Source organism: Streptomyces sp. NPDC058773 (assembly GCF_042746015.1).
GTDB lineage: Bacteria > Actinomycetota > Actinomycetes > Streptomycetales > Streptomycetaceae > Streptomyces.
Genome location: NZ_JBHYPE010000007.1, coordinates 1 through 19,026, shown reverse-complemented (window position 1 = coordinate 19,026; position 19,026 = coordinate 1). Strand labels below are relative to the sequence as shown.

General features: G+C 69.0%; 12 protein-coding genes. 5 read left to right on the top strand and 7 right to left on the bottom strand.

Annotated elements, in window-relative coordinates; translation table 11 throughout:
• Positions 1–88: 88 nt before the first annotated feature.
• The 4 genes from ACFW5B_RS08510 to ngcE all read right to left on the bottom strand — a co-directional run bounded on the left by ACFW5B_RS08510 (position 89) and on the right by ngcE (position 5,087).
• Positions 89–1,288: an ROK family protein gene (locus tag ACFW5B_RS08510; protein ID WP_386435238.1), complete on the bottom strand. Its 1,200-nt coding sequence runs from the start codon at positions 1,286–1,288 to the stop codon at positions 89–91.
• Positions 1,289–1,694: 406 nt separating this feature from the next.
• A complete protein-coding gene (locus tag ACFW5B_RS08505) occupies positions 1,695–2,660 on the bottom strand; it encodes a carbohydrate ABC transporter permease (RefSeq protein WP_386435234.1) in 966 nt (321 codons plus the stop codon).
• Complete coding sequence (locus ACFW5B_RS08500; RefSeq protein ID WP_386435231.1) at positions 2,660–3,583, bottom strand: carbohydrate ABC transporter permease; 924 nt, start codon at positions 3,581–3,583, stop codon at positions 2,660–2,662. Before ACFW5B_RS08500 ends, ACFW5B_RS08505 begins: the two co-directional genes overlap by 1 nt.
• 61 nt (positions 3,584–3,644) lie before the next feature.
• Positions 3,645–5,087, bottom strand: coding sequence for an N-acetylglucosamine/diacetylchitobiose ABC transporter substrate-binding protein (gene ngcE / locus ACFW5B_RS08495; protein ID WP_386435228.1), 1,443 nt, complete (start codon positions 5,085–5,087; stop codon positions 3,645–3,647).
• Positions 5,088–5,518: 431 nt separating this feature from the next.
• Between ngcE and ACFW5B_RS08490 the strand changes: the two genes are divergently transcribed.
• The gene (locus tag ACFW5B_RS08490) at positions 5,519–8,926 is read left to right on the top strand and encodes a GH92 family glycosyl hydrolase (RefSeq protein ID WP_386435225.1); all 3,408 of its coding nucleotides are present in this window, start codon (positions 5,519–5,521) and stop codon (positions 8,924–8,926) included.
• A 95-nt stretch (positions 8,927–9,021) separates the two neighbouring features.
• Here the strand turns inward: ACFW5B_RS08490 and acnA are convergent, their stop codons facing one another.
• The gene (acnA, locus tag ACFW5B_RS08485) at positions 9,022–11,748 is read right to left on the bottom strand and encodes an aconitate hydratase AcnA (protein WP_386435222.1); all 2,727 of its coding nucleotides are present in this window, start codon (positions 11,746–11,748) and stop codon (positions 9,022–9,024) included.
• Positions 11,749–12,119: 371 nt separating this feature from the next.
• Here acnA and ACFW5B_RS08480 point away from each other — a divergent pair, with 371 nt between their 5' ends.
• The 3 genes from ACFW5B_RS08480 (at position 12,120) to ACFW5B_RS08470 (ending at position 15,471) form a co-directional block, all read left to right on the top strand.
• Positions 12,120–13,022: an aminoglycoside phosphotransferase family protein gene (locus tag ACFW5B_RS08480; RefSeq protein ID WP_386435219.1), complete on the top strand. Its 903-nt coding sequence runs from the start codon at positions 12,120–12,122 to the stop codon at positions 13,020–13,022.
• Between the two features lie 257 nt (positions 13,023–13,279).
• A complete protein-coding gene (locus ACFW5B_RS08475) occupies positions 13,280–13,753 on the top strand; it encodes a carboxymuconolactone decarboxylase family protein (protein ID WP_386435216.1) in 474 nt (157 codons plus the stop codon).
• 392 nt (positions 13,754–14,145) lie between these two features.
• Positions 14,146–15,471, top strand: coding sequence for an MFS transporter (locus ACFW5B_RS08470; protein WP_386435212.1), 1,326 nt, complete (start codon positions 14,146–14,148; stop codon positions 15,469–15,471).
• A 72-nt stretch (positions 15,472–15,543) separates the two neighbouring features.
• On the opposite strand, the gene ACFW5B_RS08465 is transcribed toward ACFW5B_RS08470, so the two are convergent.
• Both ACFW5B_RS08465 and ACFW5B_RS08460 read right to left on the bottom strand, forming a co-directional pair.
• Positions 15,544–15,903 (bottom strand): GntR family transcriptional regulator, encoded by a 360-nt coding sequence (locus tag ACFW5B_RS08465; RefSeq protein WP_386435209.1) that lies wholly within the window; start codon positions 15,901–15,903, stop codon positions 15,544–15,546.
• Position 15,904: 1 nt separating this feature from the next.
• Complete coding sequence (locus tag ACFW5B_RS08460; RefSeq protein ID WP_386435206.1) at positions 15,905–16,897, bottom strand: DUF1648 domain-containing protein; 993 nt, start codon at positions 16,895–16,897, stop codon at positions 15,905–15,907.
• A gap of 88 nt (positions 16,898–16,985) precedes the next feature.
• Between ACFW5B_RS08460 and ACFW5B_RS08455 the strand changes: the two genes are divergently transcribed.
• A complete protein-coding gene (locus ACFW5B_RS08455) occupies positions 16,986–18,515 on the top strand; it encodes a helix-turn-helix domain-containing protein (RefSeq protein ID WP_386435203.1) in 1,530 nt (509 codons plus the stop codon).
• The last annotated feature ends 511 nt before the right edge of the window (positions 18,516–19,026 follow it).

The window sequence follows — 19,026 nt, the reverse complement described above, 5'->3', positions numbered from 1 at the left end:
TCAACTCGGCCGCCCGTCGACCGTCAAGGAGTAAATCCTTAACGAGATGACAACGGTGCCATGCGTTAGCTGCGTGAACTCATTGCATTCAGGCCAGGGCGGGAGCGTCCGCCGGCTGACCGCCGTCGAGCAGCGTCGAATCGCCCATCTCGCTCAGCACCAGCGCCAGCGCGCCGAGCACCTCCGCCCGGCCCCCGAGGGTGCCGGGGACGATGCCCAACTGCCGTGCCGCGCTGGGGATCGCGTACCGCGACACCGACTCACGGATCGGCGCGAGAACCAGCTCACCGGCCTCGGCGAGATCCCCGCCGAGCACCACCCGGCTGGGATTGAGCAGATTGCACAGATTCGCCACGCCACTGCCGATATAGCGCCCCACATCCGCAATGACCCGGCGGCAGCCCGGGTCGCCCTCACGGGCCAGCTGGACCACCCGGGCCATGGTCAGATCGGGCCCGTGGCTGGGCTGCAGCAGCGGGAGGACGTACCGGGCCGCGGTGAAGGTCTCCAGGCAGCCGCGGTTGCCGCAGCGGCACACCGGACCGGCCTCGTCCAGCGTGATGTGCCCGATCTCGCCCGCCGTGCCGCCCGGTCCGCGGTAGATCTGCCCGCTGATCACCAGCCCGGCGCCGACACCGCTGGCGACCTTGATGTACGCCAGGTCGGCGGCCCCGCGGCCACCGCCCCAGACCAGCTCGCCCAGCGCGCCGAGGTTGGCGTCGTTGTCGACGTGCACGGGCACCCCGAGGCGCCCGGACAGCTCCTGGCCGGGGTTCGTGCCCGTCCAGCCCGGCAGGATCGCCGTGGAGCCGAGCGTCCCGGATTCCACGTCGATGGGCCCCGGCACGCCCAGGCCGACGCCGACGACCTTGCCGGCGTCGATCCCGGTGGCCGCGATCAGCCGGTTGACCAGCTGTTCCGCCCGGTCGAAGCCCTCTGCGGCGGAGGCGTCCACATCGATCGGCTCGGCCTCCTCGGCGAGTACCTGGTGGGCGAGGTTGCCGACCGCCACCCGCAGATGGGAATGCCCGAAATCGACCCCCACGACGATGCCCGCGTCACCCGAGAGCGAGACGCTGCGCGCCCGGCGACCGCCCGCCGAGGTCGGCGTCACCTCAACGGTTCCGCCGTCCTTCAACTCGCGAACGATGTTGGAAACGGTGGCCGCGGACAGCCCCGTGCTCCGGGCGATCTCCGCCTGCGTGAGTGAGCCCGCCATACGCACCGCGCGTACGACCCGCTCCAGATTGGCCCGGTGCAGCGAGGACTGCGAGCCAGGAGTCTCCATCGACTCATCCACTCCCGTCTGGGGCCGCGGGCGCCTCCCAGCGGCAGCTGAGGAGGCTCCACGACCGCCCGCCGACCGCACCCACATCGTCGGGGGGCGGCCATCGATTCAACATGTGAACCCTAAGCAGAACGCCAGCCGGGAAGTCTCGTCAAGGCGTTGAGTCCGGCATGATCGGGAAGCGGCTGTTCCGGGCGGCGGCGGAGGCGGCTCTTCCGCCGGGGAGCCGCCTCGGGGCCGCTGGGGAGTCGCCGTGGAGCCGCCCCGAGGTGTACACGGCGGCACACGAAGGTGGCGCGAATCTTTCGGCGGGCGGACGGAGAGGGCGGGCGGCCAGGGGGAGCGGCCGGGCCGCACCGGATTCCCGGAACGCCCACCACCGTGGATCGCCTCCCGGCCCGCTCCCCTACTTCAGCGCGCCGGCGGTCAGACCGGCCACCACCTGCCGCTGGAACACGATGTACGCGCCGAGCACCGGCAGCATCGCGATCGTCAGCCCGGCGAACAGCCCGGACCAGTCCCCCTTGTAGCCCTGACTCACCGCCAGGGCCACCAGCCCCTGCGTCAGCATCTTGCGGTCCGGGTCACCGACATTGAGCACCGTCGGCAGCAGGTACTGGTTCCACTGCCCGAGGAAGTTGAAGATTCCGACGCTGATCAGGCCGGGCTTGGCCATCGGCAGCATCACCTGGAAGAAGGTGCGGGTGTGCGAGGCGCCGTCGATGAGCGCCGCCTCGGCCACCGACGTCGGCAGCGTTCTGAAGAATCCGCTGAGGAAGAAGACCGTGAACGGCAGCGAATAGGCGATATAGACCAGGATCAGCCCGTGGTAGGTGTCCAGCAGCGCCATGTTCTTCATGACGAAGAACAGCGGGACCAGCGCCAGGATGACCGGGAATCCCATGCCGCCCACGAACAGGAAGTACACGAAGCGGTTGCCCGGGAAGTCGAAGCGGGCCAGGACATACGCCGCCATCGCGCCCAGCAGCATCGTGCCGATCAGCGAACCACCCACCACGATCAGCGAGTTGAGGAAGTACTGGCCCATGTGCGCCTTGTCCCAGGCGCGTGACCAGTTGTCGAAGTGCAGGACCGACGGCAGCCCCCAGGGCGAGCCGAAGATCTCGGTGTCGTCCTTGAAGGAGCTGACCACCGCCCAGAGCAGCGGCAGGGTGACCAGCAGGCCCCAGATCACCAGCACACCGTGCGAGAAGACATGGAGGACCCTGCCCTCACCGCTTCCGCGGCCGGGGCCGGCGCCCTCCGTCCGCCGCGTTCCGCCCCGGGGGCCCGGCAGTCGCGAGGCGCCCGGAGGCGGGGCGTCCTCCTTCGTCACCCCCGGGAGGTCCGCGGGATCTGTCTGCGCACTCATCAGAACTCCAGTCGCTCGCGCCGCCCCAGCCGCATGACGACGGCCGAGAAGACGAGGGTCACGATCAGCAGGGAAACGCCGATGGCGGTCGCATATCCGGCCTGACCGTCACGGAAGGTCTTCTGGTACACGTACAGCGGAAGGACCTCGGTGGAATAGTCGGGACCGCCCGGACCGACGCTCATGATCTGCACGAAGGCGAATGCCGATACGTCCAGGGCGAGGATGCCCATATAGATCCAGCCGGTCTGGACGGTGTCCCACAGCAGCGGCAGGGTGATCCGGAAGAACGTGTTGAAGCGGTTCGCGCCGTCCAGCAGCGCGGCCTCGTAGAAATCCTTCGGAATGGAGCTCATTCCGGCGGAGAACAGCACGACATAGAAGCCGACATTCGCCCACACCATCGCGGCCATCACACACCACAGCGCGAGCTGCGGATCGCCCAGCCAGTCCGGCTGCACCTGGTCGAGCCCGATCGCGTCGAGGAAGGCGTTGAGCGCGCCGCTCTCCGGGTTGTAGGCGAACTGGAAGAGCAGCGCGACGATCGGGACCGACAGCACCTGCGGGAAGAAATAGAGGATTTTGTAGGTGCCCGAGCCGCGCACCCCGCCGATGACCGCCTTCCTCCGGCGACGGCCACCGACGTTGAGCATGAAGGCGAAGAAGAGCCCCAGCGACAGCGTCACCACCGGCAGGAGCAGCAACAGGGTGACGCTGTTGGCCACGGCGGACCAGAAGACCCCGTCCCGGAACAGGCGCGCATAGTTGTCGAAGCCGACCATCTTCAGGTCCGGACTCAGCCCGGTCCAGTCCGTGAAGGAGTAGTAGATGGCCTGCACGAAAGGCGAGATCACGAAGATCGCGTAAATCGCCAGCGGGAGGACCAGGAACCCCGCGATGAAACGGTACTTACCGTGTTTCATGACTACCGATCCCGTTCTCTGCCTGCGGGTGCCGCCGCCGGTGCGGCATCGAACTCCTCGGTCAGCGCTTGTACTTCTTCACGCTGGAGTCGTCGCGGGTGTCGTCCGCATACTTCTGGATCTTCTTGATGGCCTCGTCGGGAGTCAGCCGGCCGGCCATCATTTCGCCCAGCGCGCCGACCCCGATCCGCTCCTTCTGGAGCGCCACATACCAGTCCTGCAACCGCGGATTGACGATGTTCTCCCCGGCCTTCTGGAGCGCGGCCTGCGCCGAGGCCAGGCCCGGCGGGAGCTTCAGCCCCTCGGTGCCGCCGTTGAGCGAGGTGAGGGAGGAGACCTGCCGGATGAAATTCTGCGAGGACTTCTTGCTGAGCATGATGCGCAGCAATTCCATACCGCCCTCGGCGTTGCGGGCCTTCCGCGGCACGATGTACGGCTCGCCGCCCGAGGCCCAGATGGTGCCGTAGGGCATCTTGTCGGAGGACGACAGGCTGGACGGCGCGCCGACCGCGAGATCGAAGTGCGGGTTCTTCGCGATCTGCTTGGCCGACTCGTTCTCCACCCAGGAACCGTTCGGGATGAACAGCGCCTTGCCCTCGGCCCATGCCTTCTGCGACTGGAGGTGGTCGAGGCCGGGCGAGCCCTTGAGGACATAGCCCTTCTTGTAGAGCTCGTAGTAGGCGTCGAAGGCCGCCTTGACCGCCGGGTCCTTCCAGGCGTTCGGCTCCAGATTGTCAATCTTCCGCAGGACCTCCGCACCACCGATCTTGGCGATGAACGGGTAGAGGCTGAAGGGAAGGTAGTACGGGTACTTGCCCGGGTACGTCCAGCCCGCGACGCCCTTCTTCTTGGCCTTCGCGCAGAGGGCCAGCATGTCGTCCCAGGTCTCCGGGTATTCCGCGTCCAGCTTCTGCAGATTGCTCCGGGAGTACCAGACACCGTAGACCGTGTACGCGTAGTAGAGAATCCAGGTTTCCTCGCCGCCGAACTGGCCCATTTCGACGACGCCGGGGCGCAGGGTGTCCCGCACCTTCTTCTTCGGGTCGTCGACGGAGGGGGCGTCGAGCAGCGCGGTGAGGTCGGTCAGCTGGTCCTTGGCGACCAGGGTGCCGAAGTCCATCTGTTCCGCACCGGAGTTGTCGACCAGGTCCGGAGGGTTTCCGCCGTTGAAACGCGGCTGGAGCGTCGACTGGATCTTCTGCGTCGACGAGAGCTTCACCTTGCCGTCGGCCTTCGGGAAGGCCTTCAGGTATTCGCCCTGCGCGTCCTTGGCGTACTTGTCGCCGAATCCGCCGTCGAAGATGACGACATCGAGACCGGCCGACTCATTGACCGCGAGCGGATTCCGGTCCGACTTCTTTCCCTTTTCCACCTTGTTGTCGCTGTCGTCGCTGCCCCCGCTCGCGCACGCCGACAGCATTCCCATGGCCGGTACGGCGACGATCCCCAGGGCCGCGGCCCGCTTGACCAGATCGCGTCGGTTGAATGCAGAGGTGGATCCCATGCTCAAGTCCTCGCCTTCTTCAGGACTCAGGCGGTGTACCGGAGCCGCCCCGGCACCGCGGGTCAGATGAAGCTGAGTTGTACGGGATGTGCACCGGGCGAGCCAGAGAAGTGCGGGGCAGTCCTGCGCCCCGCCTTCCCCTGGATCCGCGGCCTCGGCCGTACGGCCGGTCGGACGCCGACAGGTATAGTCCACTTCCGGCCGCAGGGGAAGATCGGGTGCAGCGCGGGCGGCAGTCTTTCCCTAGTTGAGACCTCCCCGGTATGCGGGGATTCGTCCGGCCGCTCCCGGGCGGGCCGTCCGGGCGACACGACCGGCACACCGATCTCGGCGTCACCCTTGACACCAAAGTCCCCACGCACCTTACTTATCTCTGTTCATCTCGGCGCCATGTAACTGACAACGATGTCAATCTCGTTGAGAGGGCTTGCGTGCGGCTCAGACACCGGCACCGTCCATCGCGGGGGATCGCCCGCCCCGTCGCCCTCGCGGCGGCCGCTCTGCTCATCATCACCGCGCCCGGCCCGGCCCAGGCCGCGCCACCCCAACCGCCCGGGGCAAAAACGGAGTTCAGCTCCTCGTTCGAGTCCGGCCAACCGCGGCCGGACTGGACCGACACCGTCGACACCGGCCCCGACGGAAAACCCCGGACCTCCGGCGTCACCCCGGAGACCGGCCCGGCGGCACCCGGCATGACCACCGGGACCGGCACCGGCCCCGGCGACTCCCCCACGGCCAAGGCGCACGCCGGCTTCACCGGCGGGCACGCGCTGCGCTACGCCGGCACCCACACCGCCACCGGCCACGGCTACTCGTACAACAAGATCTTCGACGTCAATGTCCCGGTCACCGCGGCCACTTCGCTCTCGTACAAGATCTTCCCCGAGATGGCGAAGAGCGATCCGGACTACCCGGCGACCCATGCCGCCGTCGATCTGGCCTTCACCGACGGCACGTACCTCAGCGAGCTGTCCGCCGTCGACCAGCACGGCGCGCCGCTGACGCCCCGGGGCCAGGCCGCCGCCAGGACGCTCTACGTCAACCAGTGGAACCACCGGGAGGCGCGGATCGGCGCGATCGCCGCGGGCAAGACCGTCGACCGGATTCTGGTCGGCTATGACGCACCGTCGGCACCCCGGACCGCACCGGCCTTCCGCGGCTGGGTCGATGACCTCACCCTCGCGCCGAAGCCCCCGGACAAGCCGCTCGCCCATCTCTCCGACTACGCCGTCACCACCCGCGGCACGCTCTCCAGCGGCAGTTTCTCGCGCGGCAACACCTTCCCCGCCACCGCCGTCCCCAACGGTTTCAACTTCTGGACCCCGGTCACCAACGCGGGCTCCGCCGACTGGCTCTACGAGTACGCGCGGAAGAACAACGCCGACAACCTCCCCACCCTCCAGGCGTTCAGCGCCAGCCACGAGCCCAGCCCGTGGATGGGTGACCGGCAGACCTTCCAGGTCATGCCGTCCGTCGCGGCCGGTACCCCGGACGCCTCACGCACCGGCCGGGCGCTGCCGTTCCACCACGCCAACGAGACCGCGAAGCCGCACTACTACGGCGTGACCTTCGACAACGGCCTCAAGACGGAGATCACCCCCACCGATCACGCCGCGCTGATGCGCTTCACCTTCCCCGGCGACCGGGCGAGCCTGATCTTCGACAACGTCAACAACAAGGGCGGGCTGAGCCTGGACACCGGGCGGGGGACCGTCACCGGCTATTCGGACGTCAAGAGCGGACTGTCCGTCGGCGCCACCCGGCTGTTCGTCTACGGGGTCTTCGACGCGCCGGTCACCGGCGGCGGCAGGCTGGAGGGCGGGGGAGGCAAGGACGTCACCGGCTACCTCCGCTTCCGGCCCGGTGCGGACCGCACGGTGACCATGCGGATCGCGACCTCGCTGGTCGGCGTGGACCAGGCGAAGGCGAATCTGACCCGGGAGATCCCCGACGGCGCGACCTTCGCCGGCATCAGGGACCGGGCCCAGTCGCAGTGGGACGACCTGCTGGGCCGTATCGAGGTCGAAGGCGCGAGCCGCGATCAGCTCACCACCCTCTACTCCAGCCTCTACCGCCTCTATCTCTACCCCAACTCAGGCTTCGAGCAGATCGGTTCGCGCCGCCGCTACGCCAGCCCGTTCTCGCCGCAGACCGGCCAGGACACCCCGACGCACACCGGATCGAAGATCGTCGACGGTGAGGTGTATGTCAACAACGGCTTCTGGGACACCTACCGGACCACCTGGCCCGCCTATTCGCTGCTCACCCCGAAGCGCGCGGGGAAAATGGTCGACGGCTTCGTCCAGCAGTACAAGGACGGCGGCTGGATCTCCCGCTGGTCCTCGCCCGGTTATGCGGACCTGATGACCGGGACGAGTTCCGATGTGGCGTTCGCCGACGCCTACGCCAAGGGCGTGGAATTCGACGCGCAGGCGGCCTATGCCGCGGCCGTGAAGAACGCGACCGTTGCCCCACCGCACCCCGGAGTCGGCCGCAAGGGCATGACCACTTCCCCCTTCCTCGGCTATACGAGCACCGACACCCGCGAGGGCATGTCCTGGGCGCTGGAGGGATATCTCAACGACTTCGGTATCGCCCGTATGGGCAAGGCGCTGTACGAGAAAACCAAAAAGCCCCGCTACAAGGAGGAATCCGCCTATTTCCTGGGCCGCGCCCAGAACTACGTCAAGCTCTTCGACGACAAGGTCGGCTTCTTCCAGGGCAAGGACGCCGGGGGCACCTGGCGGCTGCCGCCCGGCATCTTCGACCCCCGTGTCTGGGGCCACGACTACACCGAGACCAACGCCTGGACGTACGCCTTCACCGCGCCCCAGGACACCCGGGGCCTGGCCAACCTCTACGGCGGCCGCGCGTCCCTGGCCAAGAAACTGGATACGTACTTCGCCACACCGGAGACCGCGTCCAAGGAATTCGCCGGCTCCTACGGCCAGGTGATCCATGAAATGACCGAGGCCCGCGACACCCGCATGGGCATGTACGGGCACAGCAATCAGCCCTCGCATCACATCGCCTATGTCTATGACGCGGCGGGGCAGCCCTGGAAGGCCCAGGCAAAGGTCCGGGAGGCGCTGTCCCGGCTCTACCTCGGCAGTGAGATCGGCCAGGGATATCCGGGCGACGAGGACAACGGCGAGATGTCCGCCTGGTACGTCTTCAGCGCGCTCGGCTGCTATCCGCTGGTGATGGGCCAGGGCGAATACGCGGTGGGCTCCCCCCTCTTCACCAAGGCCACCGTCCATCTGGAGAACGGACGCGATCTCGTCGTCAACGCCCCCCGCAACACCGCGCGCAACGTCTATGTCCAGGGCCTCCGGGTGAACGGCACACCGTGGAACTCCACCGCACTGCCGCACCGGCTCCTCGCCCGCGGCGGCACGCTGGACTTCACCATGGGCGACCGGCCGTCCGCGTGGGGCACCGGGCCGGACGACGCCCCGACCTCGATCACCCGCGACGACAAGGTCCCCACACCCCCGGCTGACGTCACCGACCCGGCCGACGGACCGCTCTTCGACAACACCTCCACCACGACGGCCGCACTCACCGGCACTCCCGTGGACCTCACCCGCCCCACACGGGTCAGCTCGTACACCCTCACCTCGGCGGACCGGACCGCGGCGCCGGGCGGCTGGACGCTGGAGGGCTCCGAGGACGGGAAGCGGTGGACGCGGCTGGACCACCGCGGCGGCGAGTCCTTCACCTGGGATCACCAGACCCGCGTCTTCGGTATCAGCCGGCCGGGCAGCTACCGGCACTACCGGCTGGTGCCCGACGGCACGGGCACCCTCGCCGAGATCGAGCTGCTCGGGTCGCCGTAGTCGTCAGGCAGCCGCCGCCCACCCGAATCGGATACGCGGACGGGCCGCACCCCCTCGGTCGAGGGAGTGCGGCCCGTCCTGCTGCCGCGGAGGACTTACTTGCGGATCAGCGAGCGCAGCACGTACTGCATGATGCCGCCGTTGCGGTAGTAGTCCGCCTCGCCGGGGGTGTCGATGCGGACGACCGCGTCGAACTCGACGCCGCTGTCCGTGCTCACCTTGACCGTGCGCGGCGTGGTGCCGTCGTTCAGCTCGGTCACACCGGTGACGGAGAAGGTCTCCTCGCCGGTCAGGCCCAGGGACTCGGCGGTCTGGCCCTCGGGGAACTGCAGCGGCAGAACGCCCATGCCGATGAGGTTCGAGCGGTGGATGCGCTCGTAGGACTCGGCGACGACGGCCTTGACGCCGAGCAGCGCGGTGCCCTTGGCCGCCCAGTCGCGGGACGAACCGGAGCCGTACTCCTTGCCGGCCAGGATGACCAGCGGGGTGCCGGCGGCCTGGTAGTTCTGCGACGCGTCGTAGATGAAGGAGACCGGAGCCGCGTCAGCAGTCGCAGCCTGGGTGAAGTCGCGGGTGTAGCCGCCCTCGGTGCCCGGCGCGATCTGGTTGCGCAGGCGGATGTTGGCGAAGGTGCCGCGGATCATGACCTCGTGGTTACCACGGCGCGAGCCGTAGGAGTTGAAGTCACGACGCTCGACGCCGTGCTCGGTGAGGTACTGACCGGCCGGGGTGTCGGCCTTGATCGCACCGGCCGGGGAGATGTGGTCGGTGGTGACGGAGTCACCCAGCTTGGCCAGCACGCGCGCACCGGCGATGTCCTGGACCGGCGACGGCTCCATCGCCATGCCCTCGAAGTACGGGGGCTTGCGCACGTAGGTGGACTGCGGGTCCCACTCGAAGGTGTTGCCGGTGGGGATCGACAGCGCCTGCCACTGGGCGTCGCCCGCGAAGACGTCCTGGTAGGACTTGTTGAACATGTCCTCGCCGATGGCGTTGGCCACGACGTCGTTGACCTCGGCCTCGGACGGCCAGATGTCCTTGAGGTAGACCGGGTTGCCCTCGGTGTCGGTGCCGAGCGCGTCCTTGGTGATGTCCACCTTCATCGAACCGGCGAGGGCGTACGCGACGACCAGCGGCGGGGATGCCAGGTAGTTCATCTTGACGTCGGGGTTGATCCGGCCCTCGAAGTTGCGGTTACCGGAGAGCACCGAGGTCACGGCCAGGTCGTGGTCGTTGACGGCCTTGGAGACCTCCTCCGGCAGCGGGCCGGAGTTGCCGATGCAGGTGGTGCAGCCGTAGCCGACGAGGTTGAAGCCGACCTTGTCGAGGTACGGGGTCAGCCCGGCCTTGTCGAAGTAGTCGGTGACGACCTTCGAGCCCGGGGCGAGGGTGGTCTTGACCCACGGCTTGCGGGTCAGGCCCTTCTCCACGGCCTTCTTCGCGACCAGCGCGGCGGCGACCATGACGTACGGGTTCGAGGTGTTGGTGCAGGAGGTGATGGCCGCGACCGTCACCGCACCGTGGTCGATCTCGTAGGTCGAGCCGTCGGGGGCGGTGACCGTGGTCGGGCGGCTGGGTACACCGTTGGTGGCGGCCGGGGCGTCGGAGGCCGGGAAGGACTCCTCGCCCGCCTCGTCCGCGTCGGAGACGTAGTTGAGGACATCGCGCTCGAACTGCGTGGCGGCCTCGGCCAGGACGATGCGGTCCTGCGGACGCTTCGGGCCGGCGATCGACGGGACGACCGTCGACAGGTCCAGCTCCAGCTTCTCGGAGAAGTCGGGCTCGGCGGCCGGGTCGAGCCAGAGGCCCTGCTCCTTGGCGTACGCCTCGACCAGCGCGACCTGCTGGTCACTGCGGCCGGTGAGGCGCAGGTAGTTCAGGGTCTCGTCGTCGATCGGGAAGATCGCGGCGGTGGAGCCGAACTCCGGCGACATGTTGCCGATGGTGGCGCGGTTGGCGAGCGAGGTGGCGGCCACGCCCTCGCCGTAGAACTCGACGAACTTGCCGACGACACCGTGCTTGCGCAGCATCTCGGTGATGGTGAGCACCAGGTCGGTCGCGGTGGTGCCCGGCTTCAGCTCACCGGTCAGCTTGAAGCCGACGACGCGCGGGATGAGCATGGAGACCGGCTGGCCCAGCATCGCGGCCTCGGCCTCGATGCCGCCGACGCCCCAGCCCAGCACACCGAGGCCGTTGACCATGGTGGTGTGCGAGTCGGTGCCGACGAGGGTGTCGGGGTAGGCCTGGCCGTTGCGGACCATGACCGTGCGCGCCAGGTGCTCGATGTTGACCTGGTGGACGATGCCGGTGCCCGGCGGGACGACCTTGAACTCGTCGAAGGCGGTCTGGCCCCAGCGCAGGAACTGGTAGCGCTCCTTGTTGCGGCCGTACTCCAGCTCGACGTTCTGGCCGAAGGCGTCCTTCGTGCCGAACTTGTCGGCGATGACGGAGTGGTCGATGACCAGCTCGGCCGGCGCCAGCGGGTTGATCTTCGCCGGGTCGCCGCCCAGCTCCTTCACGGCCTCACGCATGGTCGCGAGGTCCACGACACACGGCACACCGGTGAAGTCCTGCATGATCACGCGGGCCGGCGTGAACTGGATCTCCTGGCTGGGCTGGGCCTGGGAGTCCCAGCCGCCGAGCGCCCGGATGTGGTCGGCGGTGATGTTCGCGCCGTCCTCGGTGCGGAGCAGATTCTCCAGCAGCACCTTCAGGCTGTAGGGAAGACGCGCGGCGCCTTCGACCTTGTCCAGCCGGAAGATCTCGTACGACTCGTCGCCCACCTGCAGCGTGCTGCGGGCGTCGAAGCTGTTCGCCGACACGACAGTCTCCTTCATGCATGAATTCGCGCGTACCACCGCAATGCTGCCGTCACCGTCCTTGCCCCATCCGCTAAGGTGAGCCTAAGTTAGGTACGCCTTACTGGCGCGGCCGCGGTACGCCTCTCGGCAGATATCTCGATGTCGAGATAACTCTAATACATCGACGCGTCCTGGTCATGCCCTGCCCGGGGTGATCTCTCGCAGCGGAGGCTGAGCGTTCTCAGCGAAGACCGGTGACCGCTGGGCTTTCTCAGCGAGGGCTGCGTGGCTGCCTGAGGAGGCCGTGCGGGAATCCCGTTCCCGGCGACGTCGATCCGGACTCCTTCGACGAGAGCGAGAGCCGCTCCGCCTGCCCGGTACCGTGGCTTCGCATGACCGACTCCGAGATCGACATCACCGCGGGCCTGGTCCACGACCTGCTGCAGGAGCAGCACCCGGACCTTGCGGAGCTAGCCCTCCGCGAAGTGGCGGGCGGATGGGACAACCAGCAGTGGCGCCTTGGGGACGAGCTGGCCGTGCGCATGCCGCGCACGGAACGCGCCCCGGATCTCCAGCGCAAGGAGTGCCGATGGCTGCCCTTCCTGGCCCCGCGCCTGCCGCTCCCGATTCCGGAGCCTGTGCGGACCGGTGAACCGTCCGCGCGCTTCCCCAGGCCCTGGACCATCATGACGTGGGTTCCTGGCGAGCCACTGGACCACACCTCGATCAGCCGCGGCGACCACGCGGCCGACACGCTGGCGGGCTTCCTCAGGGCGCTGCATAGGGAGGCGCCCGCCGAGGCGCCGACCAGTCCGGACCGCGGCGCTCACCCCGAGAAGTACACGGACGGTTTCGACCACTTCTTTCAAGCCGTTGCCCCCGGCAGCATTGCCGACGAGGTCCGGGCCGTCTGGGATGACGCCGTCGCGGCCCCGGAGTGGGAGGGCCCGCAGGTATGGGTGCACGGTGACCTTCATCCCGCAAATGTCGTCGTCTCGGACGGGACGCTCTCGGGCGTGATCGACTTCGGTGACATGTTCGCCGGCGACCCGGCGTGGGACCTCGCGGCCGCCTGGGTGGTCCTTCCCGCGGGCGCCGCCTCCCGGTTCTTCGACGCGTACGCGCATGCGGACGAGGCGACGATCCGGCGCGCCCGCGGGTTGGCTGCTCTGAAAAGCCTGTTCCTCATGCTGATGGGCCGGAACGGAGATCGGGGCCTTCCTGGTGGCAAGCCGGCATGGGGGCCTGCAGGCCGGGCAGCGCTCGATCGTGTTCTGAGATGCGGTTTGACGTAGCCACGGGGCGGAGGAGCGTCAGCGGGCCCCGACTCCCAGGGAGCAGATTTCGCGCAGCCGCACGCGGCGCAAACGGAGCGACCGGGGCCATCCCGGGCCCGGGATGAACTCTCCATGACCTCTCGGCGGCGGATCTGCGCGTCGCCGTCGTGCTCCCCGCCGCCGCCCGGGAAAGTAACGGTCAGGCCCCCATGTCACATCCCGCCGGGCTCAGCCGTCGTACGTGTGCAAGCACCGACCGGCATAAGGAGATCATCATGAGCGCTCGTTTGGACGTCTTCAGCAGCCCGACCGTTGGCAAGGTCTTCAAGCACATCATCGCGGCAGGCAAGGCCCTCGAGGACTCGACGCTGCCGGCCACGACACAGGAGCTGGTGAAGCTCCGCGCCAGCCAGATCAACGGATGCGGCTTCTGCACCGATATGCACAGCAAGGACGCCGCCGCTGCCGGTGAGACCTCGGTACGTCTCAACCTGGTCGCGGCATGGCGGGAGGCCACGGTCTTCACCGAGGCCGAGCGGGCCGCACTGGAGCTGGCGGAGCAGGGCACCCGTATCGCGGATGCGGCCGGCGGGGTCACGGACGAGGCCTGGGCGAACGCCGCCAAGCACTACGACGAGGAGCAGCTGGCCGCCCTGGTCTGCGGGATCGCCCTGATCAACGCCTTCAACCGGGCGAACGTCATGATCCAGCAGCCTGCGGGCGACTATCGGCCGGGGCAGTTCGCGTAGCCGGGGGTCCGGCGGGAGGTCCTTACGGGAGGTCCCGGCGGGAGTGCCTGGCCGGGACCGTCCGGCCGGGACCGTCGCCGGGGCCGTTGGTGCCCGGCGACGGTCCCGGCGGGGCGCAGCATGCACGCACCGGGTCCCCTCGCGGGTCCGGTGCGTCGCTGTGACCGGTCGGACGTGGGGGGGGCGCCCGGCCGGTCACGCTTGTCGGCGTACGCCGCTCTCCTCCCCCTCCTTCTCCCTCCTCCTCTCCCCCCTCTCTCCTCCCTCTCCTCTCCCTGCCCTCCCCAATGGCGTGCTCGGTCACATGCCTTCTATGGACGGCCTGTTGGACAATGAGCCGCGCCTTCGGGAATTCCGCACGCGGCGCTGGCTGCGGCTCCTAGGCTGACGCCGTGACGGCCACTCCGGAACCTGTGCGCCCCTGTCCGTCCTCGCCCACCGCCGGCGGCCCCCGTGCTGCCGACCCGGCGCCGGCCGACCGACCGCCTCCCTTCCCGCCCCTCTGGCGCGACCGGCGGTTCGTCCTGCTGTCCTCCGCCCGCACCATCTCGGTCCTCGGGAACGGCTTCGCCCGGGTGGCGCTGTCCTTCGCGGTTCTGGCGCTGCCGGGGGCGGGCCCAGGGCAGCTGTCACTGGTACTGGCATGTCAGGCGGTGCCGCAGCTGCTGTTCGTCCTCGCCGGCGGGGTAATCGCGGACCGGATGTCGCGCTCCCGGCTGATGATCGTCAGCGATCTCGTCGGCGCCGCCGCGTACGCCGCTCTCGCCGCGATGGTGCTGACCGGGCATGCCCCTCTGTTGGCGCTCTGCGCACTGGCGGCGCTGGCGGGCACGGCCACCGCACTGTTCGCGCCCGCGATGGACGGTGTCATTCCGCTGCTCGTACCCGCCGAGCGGCTGCAACGGGCGAACGGGCTGCTGCGGGTCGGCATGAACAGCTCGATGCTGCTCGGGCTCGCGCTGTCCGGTGTGGCGGTCGCCGTCGTCGGCGCGGGCTGGGCGCTGGCGCTCAATGCCGCGTCGTTCGTGGTGAGCGCGCTGCTGATCCGGGGCCTCCGGCTGCCCGCGCGGGCCCGTACGGGGTCGTCGGGGTGGGCCGATCTGCGGGATGGCTGGCGGGAGTTCGCCGGGCGGCAGTGGCTGTGGGTGGTCGTCGCGCAGTACTCGGTCGTCGTCGCCGCCCTCAATGCCAATGCCGGTGTGCTCGGGCCGCTGGTGGCCGAACACGAGTTGGGCGGGGCACGGTCCTGGTCGCTGATCGTCGCCGCACAGGCGCTGGGCACCATTACGGGCGCCGGGCTGGCCGCCCGCATCCGGGTGCGCCGGCCGGTGTTGATCGCCGTACTGGCCACCTTCCCGCTGGCGCTCCCGATCGCGCTGCTCGCCGTGCGGGCGCCGGTGCCGTGGATCGCGCTCACCATGTTCGGCTCGGGCATCGCCGCCGACATCTTCGGGGTGCTGTGGGCGACCACCCTCCAGCGGGAGGTCCCGGAGGCGGCGCTGTCCCGCGTCAGCTCGTACGACTGGTTCGGGTCACTGGCCTTCGCGCCGCTCGGGCTGCTGATCGCCGGTCCGGTCGCGGCACGGATCGGCATCGGTCACGCGCTCGCCGGCTGCGCCGCCCTGATCGTCGTCGCCTCGGCCGCCGCCCTGCTCTCCCCTCAGGTACGCGGCGTCCGCACACCGGGTCCGTCGTCAACGGACGGGGAGGGGCAGTGAGGAGGGGCAATGCCGGCGAGCCCCCACACTGCGACACGCCCCACCGGCCGCTCCCTACCGTCCTCCTCCGCCCTACCGCCCCGCGAGCCCCAGCCGCACCACCGTCACGATCTCCTCGTCGGAGAGCCCCAGATGGCGAGCCTCGGCGATCAGTCGCTCGGCGGTTTCGCCGAGGCGGGCGCGGGCGGGGGCGGCGTTGCCGATGACCACCGCGCCGCGGCCGCGGCGGAGTTCGATCAGGCCCTCGTCCTTGAGGCGCTGGTAGCCGCGCAGCACGGTGTGGACGTTCACGCCGAGGGACGCGGCGAGTTCGCGGGCGGCCGGCAGCCGCTCCCCGGTGGGCACCGTGCCGTCGGCGATGGCGCCGCGGACCGAGGCCGCGATCTGGTCACCGAGTGGAACGGACGACCCGGGGTCGACCTGGAAGAGCACCTCAGTCTCCTTGCTGCGCCCGCGCGCGGTCCGTATACGTGTTGAGCAGTGCGGCAGCCGTCGCGGCATCGTCGACCGTCACCGCGAATTCCCTGCCGTCGGTCAGCCGTACCACGATGCCGTCGCCCGAGCGCAGCACGAGGCCGCTGGCGCCGGACCGGATGCGGTAGCCCCAGCCGCCGAACTCGGCGAAGCAGGCGATCCGTCGGCTGCCGGCCTCGGCGATGCGGTCCAGCGGGATGCGCCGCAGACGGAGGCGGCCGGGCAGCAGCGTCGGAGCCAGGGCCAGTCCGCGGCGGTCCACGGTGACCCGTACCGAGGCCAGCGGCAGCACCGCGGCGCCGCCGAGCAGTAGTCCGGCGGCGGAGAACCAGTCGGCGAGCAGGCCCACGACGAGCCCGGCGGCGAGCAGCAGCACACCCAGCGCAACCAGGGGGGTGGAGCTGATGGTGCGTGACCAGCCCGCGGTCGTACCGTCGGGGAGGTCCAGCCGGGGTGTGGCACCGGGGGCCCGCCGGGGCCGCGCGGGCACCGACCCGGCGAGCAGCCGCCCGAGCGCACCGGCGAGCAGCGCCACACCGAGGTCCACGGCCATCTGCCACCGCGACGTCCGGACCGCCGAGGCATCAGCGACACCGGCGTTGGCGAGCAGTGTCATGCAGAGCGCGTAACCGAGCGCGGCGGCGGTGGCGTAGCAGCCGGCGATCAGCCACGGCACGTCGGGGGCGGACACCCGCAGCTGGACGAGCAGGCCGAAGACGCAGCCGAGAACGAGGAGTACGGCGAGGGAGCCGACCAGAAACCCCTGGACGGAGGAGTAGTCGTTGACACCCCCGCCACCGCCGAAGTGACTGGCCAGCGGGTCGGGCAGCCGGTCGGCCACCCCCACGTAGACACCTGCGAACGCCGCGATCGCGACCAGAAACGGGATGACGGCGACCCAGGTCCGCGCAGTGACGGTCAAGGGCGCGGCGGAGCGTATGACACTCTTCATGACCACCTCTCAATTGTTCGCATAGTAATAGAACTATTCGGCGCGCCGCAATTGCGTACCCATCTCATATCTGAGATACGGTCACCCCATGGCAGACGACTACCTCGTACGTATCGGCAAGCTCATCCGGGACGCCCGGCAGCATCGTGGCTGGACACAGACGCAGCTTGCGGAGGCTCTGGGCACCAGCCAGAGTGCGGTCAACCGCATCGAACGCGGGAATCAGAACATCAGTCTTGAGATGATCGCCCGTATCGGCGAGGCCCTCGACAGCGAAATCGTCTCGCTCGGCTACGCCGGGCCGATGCATCTGCGGGTGGTCGGCGGACGCCGGCTGTCCGGCAGCATCGACGTGAAGACGAGCAAGAACGCCTGTGTCGCGCTGCTCTGCGCGACGCTGCTCAACGCCGGCCGCACAACTCTGCGCCGGGTGGCCCGGATCGAGGAGGTCTACCGCATCCTCGAAGTGCTCGGCAGCATCGGCGTACGGACCCGGTGGATCAACGACGGCAACGACCTGGAGATCGTCCCGCCCGCCGAACTCGACCTCGCCTCGATGGACACCGAGGCGGCCCGACGCACCCGCAGCGTCATCATGTTCCTCGGCCCGCTCCTGCACCGGATGGACCACTTCAAGCTGCCGTACGCGGGCGGTTGCGACCTCGGCACCCGGACCGTGACCCCGCACATGACGGCGCTGCGCCACTTCGGCCTGGAGATCACCGCGACCGACGGCACCTACATCGCCGAGGTGGACCGCAGCGTCGCCCCCAAGCGCGCGATCGTGCTGACCGAGCGCGGCGACACCGTCACCGAGAACGCGCTGCTCGCCGCCGCCCGGCACGACGGCGTCACGGTCATCCGGAACGCCTCCTCCAACTACATGGTCCAGGACCTCTGCTTCTTCCTGGAGGAGCTGGGCGTCCGGGTCGACGGCATCGGCACCACCACGCTCACCGTGCACGGCGCCGCGCACATCGAACGTGATGTGGACTTCGCTCCGTCGGAGGACCCGGTCGAGGCAATGAGCCTGCTGGCGGCGGCGGTTGTCACCGAGTCCGAGCTGACGATCCGCCGGGTCCCGGTCGAGTTCCTGGAGATCGAACTGGCCGTCCTGGAGGAGATGGGCCTCGACCACGAACGCAGCACGGAGTACGCGGCGGACAACGGCCGCACCCGGCTCATCGATCTGACGGTCCGCCCCTCCAAGCTCCAGGCCCCGATCGACAAGATCCACCCGATGCCCTTCCCGGGCCTCAACATCGACAACGTACCCTTCTTCGCGGCCATCGCGGCCAGCGCCCAGGGACAGACCCTCATCCACGACTGGGTCTACGACAACCGCGCCATCTACCTCACGGACCTCAACCGCCTCGGCGCACAGGTCAAACTCCTCGACCCGCACCGCGTCCTGGTCGACGGCACCACCCGCTGGCGCTCCGCGGAAATGATGTGCCCCCCGGCCCTCCGCCCCGCCGTCGTCGTCCTCCTGGCCATGATGGCCGCAGAGGGCACCTCCGTACTCCGCAACGTCTACGTCATCAACCGCGGTTACGAGGACCTGGCGGAACGGCTCAACTCGATCGGCGCACAGATCGAGATCTTCCGGGACATCTGAGGGGCGGGTGCCACCGCACCCTTTCTGACCTGCGTAAGTACGGGCCAGGAGGGGGTGCGGCGGTTTCTCTTGGACTTCTACGGGACTTTTCGCTACTGACCCGGACGCCGAGGGCTGTGGGCAACCACCTGGCCGGCACCACGAGGTGACCAATGCCCACCGCGTGCTGACCTCCGAGGGCAAGGCCTCGGACGGGTTCCGCTGGACGTCTCCGGGCACGGGCGCAGCGGCACGGCGGAGGTAGTGTTCGCGCACCTCGCGGCGCGTGAGCCCTTCACCGAGCGCGGGCTGCGCACCGAACTCCTGTGACGCCTCCGTGAGTTGAAGGGCGTCGACCAGCAAGATGACAGATCCTCGATCGCCCTCACCGCCTCGTCCGCGCCCCACATCGAAGGAGCGAACCGACCCGGAAAGCAGGAAAGCCCCGCACCATAAGGTGCGGGGCTTTCCCACAATGATTGTTCGGCGGCGTCCTACTCTCCCACAGGGTCCCCCCTGCAGTACCATCGGC

Coding starts and splice junctions, on each gene's coding strand:
- ACFW5B_RS08455 (WP_386435203.1), top strand. CDS start 16,986: ATGGCAGACGACTACCTCGTACGTATCGGCAAGCTCATCCGGGACGCC.
- ACFW5B_RS08475 (WP_386435216.1), top strand. CDS start 13,280: ATGAGCGCTCGTTTGGACGTCTTCAGCAGCCCGACCGTTGGCAAGGTC.
- ACFW5B_RS08505 (WP_386435234.1), bottom strand. CDS start 2,660: ATGAGTGCGCAGACAGATCCCGCGGACCTCCCGGGGGTGACGAAGGAG.
- ngcE (WP_386435228.1), bottom strand. CDS start 5,087: ATGGGATCCACCTCTGCATTCAACCGACGCGATCTGGTCAAGCGGGCC.
- ACFW5B_RS08510 (WP_386435238.1), bottom strand. CDS start 1,288: ATGGAGACTCCTGGCTCGCAGTCCTCGCTGCACCGGGCCAATCTGGAG.
- ACFW5B_RS08500 (WP_386435231.1), bottom strand. CDS start 3,583: ATGAAACACGGTAAGTACCGTTTCATCGCGGGGTTCCTGGTCCTCCCG.
- ACFW5B_RS08460 (WP_386435206.1), bottom strand. CDS start 16,897: ATGAAGAGTGTCATACGCTCCGCCGCGCCCTTGACCGTCACTGCGCGG.
- ACFW5B_RS08480 (WP_386435219.1), top strand. CDS start 12,120: ATGACCGACTCCGAGATCGACATCACCGCGGGCCTGGTCCACGACCTG.